Source organism: Streptomyces niveiscabiei, assembly GCF_033794345.1.
Classification (GTDB): Bacteria; Actinomycetota; Actinomycetes; order Streptomycetales; family Streptomycetaceae; genus Streptomyces; species Streptomyces niveiscabiei.
Window position 1 is genome coordinate 1 of sequence record NZ_JARAYJ010000079.1, and the last position, 12,618, is coordinate 12,618.

Below are 12,618 nucleotides of genomic sequence, written 5' to 3' on the forward strand. Positions count from 1 at the left end.
GGGTACGTCACGGTCGGCAGGTCGGCGTCGTTCCACATTCTGCGGGCGGTCGGATCGAGCCGCACCTTCTCGATGATTTCCTGAAGCCGTTCGTCATGCAGCCACTTTTCTGCGTTGACCCGAAGCGCGGCGATCGAGGACAGTGCCCAGGATTCCCGCCACTCGATGAGCTGAGCCCGCGCCTCCGGGGAGGTCAGAACCCATTCCACGACGTTGCCCCGTCCGCCATCCAGGGGACGTGCATCGACACCGCCACCGACCCCGGCACGGCGATCATCTGGCACGAGCAGTACGACCGCTTCGTCCACCGGACGAACAACACCCTCGGCAAGAACGGCGACGACTGCCGCGTAGGGCGCCACGAAGCACGTCCAGCACGCTTCACCCTCTCGGCCTGGCCCTTCGAAAACAAGTCCGACAAGCCGAGTTGATCCGCTGAGGAGCGGGGTACGGTTCGGCAGACGGACATCCGCGTTGTTGCCGAAACGGCAGGAGCGTGTAGCACATCTCGCCTGGCAGTCAAGGCAGTTCGTGCAGATTGTCTGCGGACAAACTGTCCTCACACAGTCCTTGCCTGGTGGAATTCTTCTTTCCTCCGAAGCCGCCCCCGAGGTGAGGATTCCGTCATGAGACGTCGCGATCCCCAACATCCGACGTACGAATTCACGATCCCGGCCACCGTCGAAGCAGTCCCGACCGCACGCCGCCGCGTCGTCACACTCGCCAGACGCCTCGGCCTCACCCTGTCGGACGACCTGCTGAACACCGTCGAGCTGCTGGCCGGCGAGGTCATCGCCAACGCTGTCCTCTACTCCGGTGCTCCGTGCGGTATCGCCGTAACGCGGAACGTGGAAAGCGTCCGTATCGAAGTCACCGACGGGAACCCGTCGTTGCCCACCGTCACGGAAGCCGGGCCAGACGACGAAAACGGGCGGGGCCTTCTCCTTGTCGACACGCTGGCAGATGACTGGGGAACACGGTTGAACGCTCCAGGAAAGGCAACGTGGTTCGAAATCCTGTGTAGTTCGCCTAACACGGCACTTGCTCCCTCATCACCTACAGTCGTGGCCCAACGACCTTGTGGGCAGGAAAAGATGTCGTCATTGGGCATCTTCCATTTCTCTGCTCTGTGATCGTGGTCGCTGTGGCGGCAAGGGTCCGTTTCAGAGTCAGCTGTAGAGGACAGCCAGAGAAGCAAGCAGAAGCACAGCCGCTGCGGTGACCCCAGGATGCGCCAGCGATCTCGCAGGGCCAGCGCGAGGGAACAGGACCACGCCCCGCCCATGAGAGCGGCAGCCCACCAGCCCGCGATTGCGTGAGCGGCGGCGAGGGGGACCGGCGCCAGCAGGATCGTCGGCGGGACGACCACGATCCGAGGTCCGATGTCCAGCCGCTTGTAGACGACGGCCAGCACGATCAATGCCACCGCACAGGTCAGGGGAATCGCGGCCACGTCCCACCAGGTGAAGCAGAGGCCGTCGGTCGCCCGGCAGGCGGCTTCGCTGTGCCGCTCGGTCCAGGTGAGGAAGGCGGAGGCGGCGGAGGCCAGCACGGCACCTGTGACGGCTGCTCCCGCTGCTCGTGGCGCGTACGGGCGGAGTTCCGTGCTGGATTGTGCGTTCATGGTCACAGACTTTCCTGAACGAGGTCCGGGTGCCTGAGTAGGAGTACTCAGGCACCCGGATCACTTACCGATCATTTACCTTGGAGGGTCTGCTCCAGGGCGTCCGCGTAGAGGCGTGCTCCGGCGGGTTTGGGGTGGAAGGACTGCATCGACGGTGCGGGGGCGTCGTTGTCGGCGTTCTCCCGGCCGGTCATGACGATTCCGTGGATGCTCTCGGGGCTGCCGCAGATCGCCTTTCCGTCGAACTCGTCCCGCGGGTCGGAGAAGACCGCCCACGTTCCGGCGTCGGAAGCGGCTCCCTTCATCTCCGTGGCGAGATTGTCCGACAGCGTGCGCACCCAGGTGTCTTCGACGTCCTCGAAGGCTCCGGGCAGGCAGCTGTGGTCCTTCTCCACCAGCCGCGGGTACCCCGAGAACGACCTTCGCGTTCGGCGCCTTGGCGTGGACGGCGTTGAGGGTCTTGACGATCTGGGGGCGGACCACGTCGTGCAGCCACTTCGGTGCCCAGTCCTGAAGGGCTCCCGTGGTGCCGCTGGTCGTGTCACCCGTGGCGGGGTCGGTGTTGTCCAACTCGGCGAAGGGGCACGTGGTCAGGGACGGCACCGGGATGTCGATGCGCTTCTTCATGATGTCGGAGAAGCGGGCGTCGTTACCGCCGATCGACAGCGTCACCAAGGTGGTGTTGCCGTCCAGGTATCCGGACTGGACCTGCGGTACCTCGCCGGAACTCTGCTCCTGGTCCAGGAGGTTGTACGTACGCGCTCCGGTGAAGATTCCCCTTGATCGTGGCCACCTGGAGACTGGGATCTGAGGTTCCAGGGGAAGCAGTGCCAGGTGGAAGCACGTGCACGAAGCGGTACTCGGACGAGTACGAGCGGGACGCGATCGAGTTCGTGCGATCGTCGGGCCGAACGGTGACCGAGGTTGCCCGAGAGCTCGGGATCGGTTCGGAGTCCCTGCGGGGATGGGTGAAGAAGGACCGCGCCGTCCAAGAGACCGAGCCCGGTGCCGGGCCGTCGGGGCCGGGCGGCGACGCCCGGGACGAGGAGCTGAAGCGGCTGCGGAAGCCGACCGCTGAGCAGGCGAAGACAGTCGAGATCCTGAAAAAAGCGACCGCCTGCTTCGCGAAGGAGAGCGACCGGTGAGCGCGATATGCCGGTTCATCCACGCGGAGCAGGCGAACGACGCGGTCACGTTGCTGTGCAGGGTGACGAAGACCGCCCGCTCCACGTACTACGCGTGGGTGGCCGGCCGGGAAGCGCGCGCAGCAAGGCGGCGGGCGGATGAGGCCCCGGCCCACGAGATCACGGTGATCCACCTCGCCTCCCGGCGGAACCACGGCGTCCCGCGCGTCACCGCCGAACTGCGCCGACAGGACAGGTTGGTCAACCGCAGGCGGGTGGCACGGGTCATGCGGGAACATGGCATCGCCGGGAACAGCCGGCGCACCGGCCGCCGCAACCTGACCAAGGCCGACACCAAGGCGGCCCCGTCACCGGACCTGGTCTGCCGGGACTTCACCGCCACCCGCCCCGGAACGAAAATCGTCGGGGACATCACCTGCACCCCCACCGCCGAGGGCCGGCTCTACGCCGCCTCCTGGCTGGATCTGGCCACGCTCGAGACCATCGGGTACTCGATGGCCGACCACCACCGGGCCGAACTCGTCGTCGACGCCCTGGACATGGCCGTCGCGCTGGGCCGCCTGGAACCGGGATGCGTGATCCACAGCGACCGCGGATCGGAATACACCTCCGGTCACCTCCGCACCAGAATCAGCGAGTTGGGGCACCGGCAAAGCATGGGCCGGACCGGGAACTGCTTCGGCAACGCCGCCGCGGAGAGCTTCTGGGCCGTCCTGAAAGAAGAGATCGGCACCCGCTTCTGACCCGACCGGGCCACCGCCCGCGCCGACATCTTCAACTTCATCGAGACCTTCTATCGTCACGAAACTTCGAGGTCAGGCTCGCTCGTGCGGAGTTCGAGTGCAATCCGTGTCACCGCGGAAAGTATTGCGGACACGTACACGACGGGAAACGGAAAATGTGAAGGGTGGACCCAGAGGAAAGCCGCGAATGCCGCAATGCAGACAGCAGAGATGACGGCACGCCTTCTGTTGCCCCGGAACGGTAGCCAGGCGAGTACGGTCAGAAACATCGTGCCGAGGAGTCTCATTCCTGCCACAGATGACCCGAACAGCCAGAATACGGCAATTTCTGCATAGCGCAGAGACAGAAAGCAGCTGATCCCGGTGGCACAGATCAAGCCGGCCGTGAGCCCGTCCCACAATGATCTCCGCCGAATGCCGAACACGGTTCCACATGCGACGCTCAAAGCCGCGGATGCCATATACAAATAGTTCGGCACCGGTACTCCTTTCACTTGGCGGGGCGGGGTGGCCTTACCTCTCTGTTTACCGAAGACCACCCCTCTCATTGCATTACCGACTGAAGGCCGGATCAGGACTCTTCCCTGGGGCATTACAGAAGTGGGCCGTTGGCGGATCTATGGCCGCCTCGGCAATCGCTCCGATATTCCATGGATTGCCTCCATGGCCACTGGTGATGTCGCACGAAGCATACGGGTGCATCGACTGATCGGGTTCAGCGGGAGGCGGGGGGATGTCAGGTCCGCTGAAGTGATAGAAGTCGCCGGTTGTCACCGGGGCACTGGATCCAGTGTAGGAACCGTTCAGGTCGATGGCCTTGTTGTTGCGGTACAGATACTGGTTCGGCATGAAGCTGGAGCGCAGGACTGGAGCTCCGCTGACCGTCTTGATGGTGCCGTCGGTGCAGGTTTTGAAATCGAGTTCCTGCCAGATCGGCGGCGCAGAGCCGAAGATGGATCCCGTGATTCCTGGCTTGAAGAACGTGTTCCGGATCTCCTGGGCCATCGACGCGACGGGGTTGTCGGAGGATCCGGTGTCATGCGATACCCGCGTCACCCAGTCGGCCACGCTGTCGGTGAGGTGCTGGTCCCCCAGGGCGGTGCGATAGCCGATGGACCCGCCGGCTGTGTGCATCACTGCGACGCAGGTGCCGCCACCGCTGGTGACCACGTTGTCGTTGTCGTCGGTGATCACTGGCTGCACACCGATCGACTTGTAGGCTCGCCCGGGAAGGATTCCGTCGCTGTTGGTCGAGGTGGTCGTCGACTTGCCGTCGTGGACGTTGAGGTCCTTGGCGGTGTAGTCGAGGTCCGGCGGCTGGGTGCCGTAATCCTTTTGGAGCGCCGCGAAGAACTCGCGCACGAAGTCCGGGATGTGGGTGTCGGCGGTGCGGTCGTCGTACGTCACACTCTCGCTGCCATCGATGATCTTTCCATCGCTGGTCTTCACGTACGAGACGGTTGCTTTGTTGTCCATCTTGTAGGCGGCGTCGTCCGTACCGAACCAGGAAGGTCTGCTGTCATCGGTGGGGCGCTTGGTGTACGGGTTGGAGTAGTGCATCCATTCGGGGATGCTGTGCCCGGCGGGGTGGTCGGTGGTGCTGGTCCCCGATGTCGTCACCTCGTCGTTCCAGCGCTCAGCGGCGGCCTTGGTCTCCGGCATGACGCAGGTCGGAGACGGCAGGCTGATGCAGGTGGGCAGGTCGATGATGTTGTGCGAGAGGTTCGTGGCCCAGTCGTACAGTGCCTGTCTCGACTTGAGGGGGGTGTTGAACATCTGGCTCTCGGGTCGGACGTCGATGTTCTGGTTCTCGTCGAAGTACGCGTCGGCCTCGATGCTGTCAGTGACGTAGGTGCCGGTGATCGGCTGAAAGGCGACGGCACCGAAGGCGATGTCGTCGTTGGCGGTTCCGTCGGGTGTGTAGTTGGACATGCTCACACTCGGTGTGGAGGTGAACTTGTAGGCGCCCAGGGAGACCCATTTGCCGTTGTTGCCGCCCTGGTTCACGTAACGGTCGAAGGGCCCGCCGAGGGCACCGTGGATGACGTAGTGCGCGTCCTGGGTCTGTGCTCCGGTGTCGGGGACGTAGACCCAGACCTGGGCCAGGTCCATGCTCGCGCCGAGGGTCCAGGTGCCGTCGACGGTCATGCGTCCCTGGTCACCACCGAGGTAGTCCTCATTACGGGTGTGGGTGTACCAGAAGTGACCACCGTAGCCGCCGCCGATCTGGTGCAGATCGGCCTTGGCGTCGTACTGGCCGAGGCCAGGGCCGGTGGCGTTGGGGTCGGGGTAGAAGGTGAACTGGAACGATCCGTCGGTGGCGGTCGTTCCGCAGGCGCCCCAGGTGTTGGTTCCCGCGGGCACGGATTCGACAATCTTCGCACCGGAGGGCGCGCCGGAGCAGACGGGTGTGCCGTACTGGAGGCGGGAGCCGCGCCCGGGCTCGCTGACCAGGGTCTGGTACTTGATGTTCTCGAACCCACAGGTCGTGGGGCAGTCGGATTTCCAGGTGGCGTTGGAGGCATTCCACCAGTACGGGGTGTAGCAGGCGGCGGTGGCGCAGTTGGGTGGACTGGCCGCGTCGCAGTTGTTCTTGGTGTTGCAGAACGTGTCCAGCGGGGGCGAGACGTGCGCCCGGTTGTACGTCGCGCTGCCCGGCATCGTGTAGGCGTCGGCCGTGCCGTTCCAGTAGGCGGGCCGGAAGCCGGCCGAGGAGAAGCCGGATTCACCGGGCCAGTCCTGGCGGCCCGAGGTGGCGTAGGAGTGGCCGGTGTCGATGGACCAGGCGGCCCAGCCCATCACCTTCTCCTCGTACGGCCAGTTCTGCGGATGGGCGGCGTCCTTGGCCGCAAGGGGGTCGGCGTCGGTGTTCATGAAGCTCAGCCGGGACGCGGGATAGACCGGGTTGGCCGGGTTGTTGTACCAGCCCAGGCCCCAGTTGCCGTTGGTGCCCTCGTCCGCCTTCTTGTTGAAGCCGAGGTTGTAGTTCCACACGGCCGCGAACCAGTTCTCCGGCTTGGCCGGGTCGTCGTTGTTCACGGTGATCGTCTGGCCAGACTCGTGGACCTCGTTCCACTTGTCGGCGAGGATGTGCAGCGAGGCGGCGATGTTGGTGGCGTAGTCGATGGCTACCGCGCGCTGTGTGCTGACCGGCAGGGAGGTTTCGTCTGTCTTCGCGTATCCGGCCTTGCGCATACCGTCGGTGACCTGGCCGACGCCGTAGCCGCAGTCGGACTTGTTCCAGTTGATCGTCCAGTAGTCGGCGAGCGTGCCGCCGGTCTGGTGTCCGTAATACCCGTCGACGGCCGCGAGCGGGCTGCCCATCTGCCCGGGAATGGCGCCGGATTCGGCCTGCCACAGGTTGGACTCCTGGGCGAGGATGCCCAGTTCTACCTGGGCGGGAATCCGGCCGCTGGTGCCGTTCAGCGTGGGGGCGGGAAACAGGCCCTGCGGGTCGATGGTGGAGAGTCCGGTCTGGGAGCGCCAGCCGCCCTGGGCGAGGTAGCCGGAGCGCAGGTCGCCTCGGACAGCCATGTCCACGGCCCACTCGACCTGGTTCGGGGTGGGCTGAAGAGCCTGGGTGGCGGTGTCGTTGCGGGGCACGGAGCACCAGGCGTCGGTGTCGACCGGATCATGGGCCCGCGGGTCGTCGTCGGCCGTGGTCAGCATGCTCATCGTCGACATCTGCGGCTTCGAGGAGCCGGTCAGCGCCGGTGACGGCGTGCCGCCTGCGGTGCTGCCGGGTGCGGCGACCTGCTGGTTCGTCTGCCTGCCCGTGCCCGGAACAGAGCCGGTGACGGTCAGAGCATGGCTGGTGTCGTCCGGTTTCGCCTTGGCCGCCGGTTCCTTGGTCGCGGTGCCGGAGAAGCCACGGCCGGCGTTCTCGATGTTGGCAACGCCTGCCTGCACGGCCGGGGAGAGGACCGGGTCGACAGCCAGTCGTCCACGGGTGGAGAGGTCCGCGTCGGGAGGGACGTTCAACTGCTCGATGCCGCTGGCCGTGAAGCTCTTGCCGTGACTGGCCTTCCCCATGAGGTAGACGGTGCCGTCCGTGCCCTGGCGCAGGTTCATCGCGGTGAGTCTGCCGCTCGCGACGGTCGTCTTCTTGCCGCGCGCGTACGTCTGTACATCGGCGTCGGTGCCGCTGGTGCGGTCGATATAGGTGACCGTGCCGCTGTCGGTCACGTGGATGCCGTAGGGGGCGTGGTGGGTGGCGGTGAGCTTGGCTGTCCTGCCCCTGCGGTCGACGTGGACGAGCTGGCTGCCGGCGGCCGCGATCACACCGTCCTTCACGGGCACGGCAGAGGTGATCTCGCCCTTCGCCGTGGTGTCGGCGACGGTGGTTCCCTTGGTGTTCACCGTGACCAGGCGAGTCCGGGTGTCGCGGAGCGAGGTGAAGACGGCGGTGTGCGTGGCCGGATTGCAGGTCGGGTCGAAGTAGGCAAGGGATGCGGTGAACGGCAGCTTGGTGACGCTGCCGTCGTCGAGGTTCACGATCGCCGTGAACGCACCGCCCATCATCAGGTCCGGCTTGTTGGTGAAGGTGCGGGGAGCGTAGACGACGGCCGCGTGGTGGTCGTCCATGAGACAGCTGTTGCCGATCCAGGAGTCGGCCGGAAGCTGCGGCTCACTCAGCACCGTGACGGTCTTCCACGCGTAGGCGTTCTTGCTGTCCGCGACGAGCAGATGCAGTCCGTCGCTGTCGGCGGCGCTCGTCACGGCCCGGTCGCCAGAGGTCTTCCAGCCCTTGCCCAGGATGGTGTCCGGAGCCTTGACGGCTCCCTTCGGAGCAGCAGGCGCCGGGTTCGACGTGGGCGTGGGTTCGGGCTTGGGGGCGAGGGGTTTCGCGGCGGCGGGCTGGACCTGTATCAGCCCCGCCACAGCGGCTCCAACAGCAAGAACGGTCACCGTTCTTCGTCTATGACGAGCTGTCACGTGTTTTCCCTTTTCTCTATGCTGGCCATGCGGATATCGATGTCCGGGATCCGCTGAGGCCCGCACGCGGGGCAAGCGTGCGGGTCGCTACCGAGGGGCGTTTGGAGGTACGTTTTCCAGACATGGCAGGGGTCCAGGCTGCGGCGTCCTTCGCGGCTGAGTCCGGGCGGTCGAGACCGATGCAGGCGTTCAGGAACTCCTCGTACCGAAGGGCGTTCGCGGTCGCCGAGCAGGAGAACTGTCTGAGGTCGCCGGAGGGGTCCCAGATGGCAGCCAGTTGCAACTCGCTGTTTTCTCCGTCGGGTGTACCTCTCCTCCGACCTGCCAGGTCGGCTCAGTGAAGGTGAGCTTCTTCCGCTTGATGCGCGAAGCGCTGGGAACGGCCCCCGTGTAGCTTTCCCTTTCCTACTTCCGGTCAACAATGGGAATGAAATTGTCGACGTAAATCTTCGGAACCTTCGGAACCGGACCCATGTCTTTTGAGCCGATCACCGAAACATCCCGCCCGGTTTTTCCCGGAGGGACGTCCTGAAGCCAGAACCGGTTGTACGCGGTCCATCCCTTACCGTCAGCAATACTGATCTGAACCGAGTACGTCACATTCCGCTCGTAGGTATTGGTGACCTCGATCTCTGTACGCACACCGCTGCTTGCCGGTGTGGCACGCACGGTCAGGTCTCCGTACTCCAAGACGCGTGTGCGGCCTTCCGAGCGCACCGAAGGCACAGACGATGGACGCGCTTGCGGACTGCTCTGCTCCGCGCTCGGAGTCACCGGCCGCTGCGACACGGGTGCCCGGTCGGCGGATGCGTCCGTACACCCGGCGGCCAGCACGCACGCCGCCATCAGGGACAGTGTCCGGACCATCCACGGTCCGGACGCTACCGCGCGAGCCTTCACTGGGGGGAAACCACCATCTGCTTACGCGCGGCGGCGACTTCCTTGCCGTGCTGTTCCTTGATGCCGGTCAGTTGGCTCTGGTTGTCAGCGATCTGCTTGTCCTCGATCGCGGACTCCACACCGGACCAGATCTTCACCAGATGCGTCTGTGTCTTGCAGTCGATGTCGTCGACGGCCAGAGCGATGGAATCCGGCGTCGGCTTCCCATCACTGGTGCCCCCTTGGTCCATCGCCTTGTACGGGTCGGCAAGTCCCGGGTGTCCCTTGACGGCCATGCACGAAGACCACGCGGTGATCGCCTGGATGACCTTGTCGTCCTTCATCGACTGCATCAGGCTGTCTCCGGCAAGCTGCGCCACGAAAGTCGGGTCGGCTTCCCGCACGCCGAGCTGGTCCTTGGACCAGCCGATGCAGCCGCCCGTCTTCAGCTTCTTCCCGTTGTATTCCGCCCGAGCGGGCTTGGCGCCATGGCCGGGGGCGGCGAGCGGCTCTCCGGCCTTGACGGCCTTGGGGTTCTCAAGCGGGTCGGGCTTGGTGTGGCCGGTCAGCACCTCGACCTCGACACCGGACAGGTCACGCACGGTCTGCGGGGTGTGCTCTTGCAGCGCGGGAGGGAGCTCATAGCCGTACTTCTCGGCTTCGGCCCGGTCAGTGATGCCATATCGGCGCTCGATGTTGGCGTCGTTGTCACTGGGGGGCGGGTTGGCGCCCGCTCTGGGCAGCGTCAAGTCGATGCCGTAGTCCTTCATACAGGACTGCTCAAGATCGCTGGCGGCCTGCTCAACGGTGACCTGGTCCTCGTAAGAGGCCATGTACGCCTCCAACGGAAGGGCCAGCCCCTTCGCCAGGCCCCTGGTGGGTATCTTCTTGGGCCAGTTCTCCTTGTTCACGATCGGTCTGCTGTCAGCCGCATTCCGCGTGGCGTGCGGGCTCGCACCGGAGGAGCAGGCGCTGACCAGGAGAGCTGAAGCGGTGAGGGCGACGGCTGTGGTGGTCCGTCTGACGTGCTTCACGGGTGTTCCTTCTCAGGAGAAGTGCGATGAGGCGTTGTTGTTCTTCAACGCGGAGATCAGGTCGGTGATGTTGCAGTCTCCGTAGGGCCCGTTCTTCGCGAAGTACTGAGAGGTGCCGCCATAGCCGGAGTTGTAGTACACGCGATAGTTGTCGTCCGGGGAGCAGTTCTCCACGGACGCCGCATTGTTCTTCATGTACTGGCCGTCGCCATTCCCGCCGTTACCGAACACATAACGGTAAGTAGTCAACGATGATCCCTGGTATTCACTGGTACCCCAATGGTCGTACACATCACCGTAGAACGACGTGTAAGCCGACTCAATCCTGCCATTCTGAATGGCAATGGCCTTCGAGTTGTAGAACAGCCACAGGTCACCATTGGAGCAGCTGATCCATGGAACATCACAGTTGTCGGAGACGTTGTCGCCAGCCGCCTGCGCTGGTGCGGCGCCACACAATAGCGCCGCACTCACAGCAAGGACAGTCCCGGCTGTGGCCACTTTGATTCGGGCAGACTTGACCCTCATGCTCCCCTCCCCTTATCGACGCCTCACAGCATCGGTGAAACAACGTCAATAGCGGTCTTGACGAGTCGTTTAGTTGCGAAAATTCACAGGCGACTGCGAAGCTACCACCCCGCCGTGTAAAAATGGGCCCAAGGTTTCGGCATAAAGAAACCCGGTCGTGTTTGAGTAGCCGAGAGGCAAGGCGTCGGCCCTTCAGGACACCGAACGCGGGACCACGCATCAACTCCCGTAATCCTCAGGAGGCTTGAGGAGGTCTGTTCAGCACACCGCACGAACGCACCGTGGCCACGATCCGCTGCCGGGCGGACCGCTTCTCCTCCGACAGCCGTACCGTCGCCCCCTCACCTACCGCATGCGCACGCGGTCGGTGTACTCCGGAAGGCCCAACGTCGAAGAGGGGCCGTCGAGGTCACTGTGAACGGGCACCGCACGCTTGCATATCTGTCGGCGCGGAACTCCAGGAAGGAGGCGTCGCCACTCCTGTGGAGTGAGGTCGCGAGCGATGCGGTCGCATATCTGCCTGGCTGTGCGAGTGGGGCTGGTGTCCCAGAGCCAGGCAGAGGTGTCGTGGGCCGCAGTGGCCAAGGTGCGCCCGTCCGGACTGAATTCGAGGGCGCTGACGATGGCGTCGTGCACGTCGTGGCCGGTCAGTGTGGCCCAGATGGTGCGGTGACCGAGGTGTCCCTCCCCTCGTAGCGTGAAGACCGTGACTGCAGGGGAAGTTGGGAGTCATGGCGGAGAAGCGACGGAAGTTCGATCCGGAGTTCCGCGAAGGGGCGGTACGGATCGTGACGGAGACCGGGAAGCCGATCGCCGATCGCCAAGGACCTGGGCATCAACGAGACCACGCTGGCCAGCTGGGTTTCGCGCGCTCGCCGGGCCGGGACCGCGCCGGGCGGTGAAAGTGACGAGCTGGAGTGGCTGCGCCGGGAGAACGCCCAGCTCAAGCGGGACAACAAGGAACTGGTCATGGAGCGTGATGTGCTCAAACGCTGCATGGTCCTGTGGGTGAAGTAGCCGTGGCGGACCCGGCACAAGTGGCCGGGGTGATCAGCGGCTTCAGGACCGCGCACCGTATCCCGCACCGTGTCTCGTGCCGCGCCCTGGGCGTGAGCGAGTCGTGGTTCTACAAGCACCGCACCCGCCGGCCCACCCGGCGGGAAGTACGTCGCCAGCAGTTGGCCGAGGCAGTGCAGGAGGAGTTCACCGACTCCGGCGACACCTACGGCTCGCCGAAGATCTGGATCCGGTTGGTGCGACAGGGCTGGCGGGTCTCGGTGAACACCGTCGCCAAGCTGATGGCCGAGCTCGGCCTGGTCGCGCGGAAGGTCCGCAGACGGCGGGGGCTGACCCGGCCGGGGAAGCGGCCGGCCGCCCCGGACTTCGTCCACCGAGACTTCACCGCCGAGGCACCCGACCTGGTGTGGTGCGGGGACATGACGGAGATCGAGAACGGTGAGGGCAAGGTGTATCTGGCCACGGTCATCGACCTGTTCTCCCACCGTCTGCTCGGCTATGCGATGGGCGCCCGGCACGACGCCGGCCTGGTCGTGGCCGCCCTGCACATGGCCGCGGCCACTCGCGGCGGGAACGTGCGCGGTGTCATCTTCCACACGGACCGCGGCAGCGAGGGCGGATTCGACTGGTCGTCGCAACACCCTGATCTCGGAGGTGTGCGGCGTGGCCACGGCGGACTGGAGTTTGAAGACCAGCGATGTTCCAGAGGGTTT

Annotated in this window: 13 protein-coding genes; 5 read left to right on the forward strand and 8 right to left on the reverse strand. The window is 64.9% G+C overall.

The features are described 5' to 3' along the window. Positions 1 to 362 (reverse strand): MmyB family transcriptional regulator (locus PV682_RS43485; RefSeq protein WP_456154984.1); only part of this gene is annotated, 362 nt, incomplete at its 3' end. Positions 363 to 626: 264 nt separating this feature from the next. Between PV682_RS43485 and PV682_RS43490 the strand changes: the two genes are divergently transcribed. Next, complete coding sequence (locus tag PV682_RS43490) at positions 627 to 1,133, forward strand: ATP-binding protein (RefSeq protein WP_319738408.1); 507 nt, start codon at positions 627 to 629, stop codon at positions 1,131 to 1,133. Positions 1,134 to 1,695: 562 nt separating this feature from the next. Here the strand turns inward: PV682_RS43490 and PV682_RS43495 are convergent. Further along, the gene (locus PV682_RS43495) at positions 1,696 to 2,019 is read right to left on the reverse strand and encodes an SGNH/GDSL hydrolase family protein (RefSeq protein WP_319738409.1); all 324 of its coding nucleotides are present in this window, start codon (positions 2,017 to 2,019) and stop codon (positions 1,696 to 1,698) included. A 390-nt stretch (positions 2,020 to 2,409) separates the two neighbouring features. Here PV682_RS43495 and PV682_RS43500 point away from each other — a divergent pair, with 390 nt between their 5' ends. Together PV682_RS43500 and PV682_RS43505 are read left to right on the forward strand one after the other, a co-directional pair. Then, the gene (locus PV682_RS43500) at positions 2,410 to 2,769 is read left to right on the forward strand and encodes a transposase (protein WP_319738419.1); all 360 of its coding nucleotides are present in this window, start codon (positions 2,410 to 2,412) and stop codon (positions 2,767 to 2,769) included. Continuing rightward, a complete protein-coding gene (locus PV682_RS43505) occupies positions 2,766 to 3,512 on the forward strand; it encodes an IS3 family transposase (RefSeq protein WP_319738410.1) in 747 nt (248 codons plus the stop codon). Before PV682_RS43500 ends, PV682_RS43505 begins: the two co-directional genes overlap by 4 nt. 56 nt (positions 3,513 to 3,568) lie before the next feature. On the opposite strand, the gene PV682_RS43510 is transcribed toward PV682_RS43505, so the two are convergent. The 6 genes from PV682_RS43510 to PV682_RS44525 all read right to left on the reverse strand — a co-directional run bounded on the left by PV682_RS43510 (position 3,569) and on the right by PV682_RS44525 (position 11,551). Continuing rightward, positions 3,569 to 3,991: a hypothetical protein gene (locus PV682_RS43510; protein WP_319738412.1), complete on the reverse strand. Its 423-nt coding sequence runs from the start codon at positions 3,989 to 3,991 to the stop codon at positions 3,569 to 3,571. Positions 3,992 to 4,064: 73 nt separating this feature from the next. Beyond that, positions 4,065 to 8,513: a hypothetical protein gene (locus PV682_RS43515; RefSeq protein WP_319738413.1), complete on the reverse strand. Its 4,449-nt coding sequence runs from the start codon at positions 8,511 to 8,513 to the stop codon at positions 4,065 to 4,067. 339 nt (positions 8,514 to 8,852) lie between these two features. Further along, positions 8,853 to 9,293 (reverse strand): hypothetical protein, encoded by a 441-nt coding sequence (locus tag PV682_RS43520; RefSeq protein ID WP_319738414.1) that lies wholly within the window; start codon positions 9,291 to 9,293, stop codon positions 8,853 to 8,855. A 50-nt stretch (positions 9,294 to 9,343) separates the two neighbouring features. Next, the gene (locus PV682_RS43525) at positions 9,344 to 10,360 is read right to left on the reverse strand and encodes a hypothetical protein (protein WP_319738415.1); all 1,017 of its coding nucleotides are present in this window, start codon (positions 10,358 to 10,360) and stop codon (positions 9,344 to 9,346) included. 12 nt (positions 10,361 to 10,372) lie between these two features. Continuing rightward, the gene (locus PV682_RS43530) at positions 10,373 to 10,888 is read right to left on the reverse strand and encodes a hypothetical protein (protein ID WP_319738416.1); all 516 of its coding nucleotides are present in this window, start codon (positions 10,886 to 10,888) and stop codon (positions 10,373 to 10,375) included. 345 nt (positions 10,889 to 11,233) lie between these two features. Next, positions 11,234 to 11,551, reverse strand: coding sequence for a hypothetical protein (locus tag PV682_RS44525; protein ID WP_407705845.1), 318 nt, complete (start codon positions 11,549 to 11,551; stop codon positions 11,234 to 11,236). Between the two features lie 186 nt (positions 11,552 to 11,737). Here PV682_RS44525 and PV682_RS44530 point away from each other — a divergent pair, with 186 nt between their 5' ends. Then, on the forward strand, positions 11,738 to 11,905 hold the full coding sequence (locus PV682_RS44530) for a hypothetical protein (RefSeq protein WP_407705846.1): 168 nt from the start codon (positions 11,738 to 11,740) through the stop codon (positions 11,903 to 11,905). A gap of 2 nt (positions 11,906 to 11,907) precedes the next feature. After that, the coding region (locus PV682_RS43535; protein ID WP_319738417.1) for an IS3 family transposase at positions 11,908 to 12,618 on the forward strand (711 nt) is incomplete at its 3' end.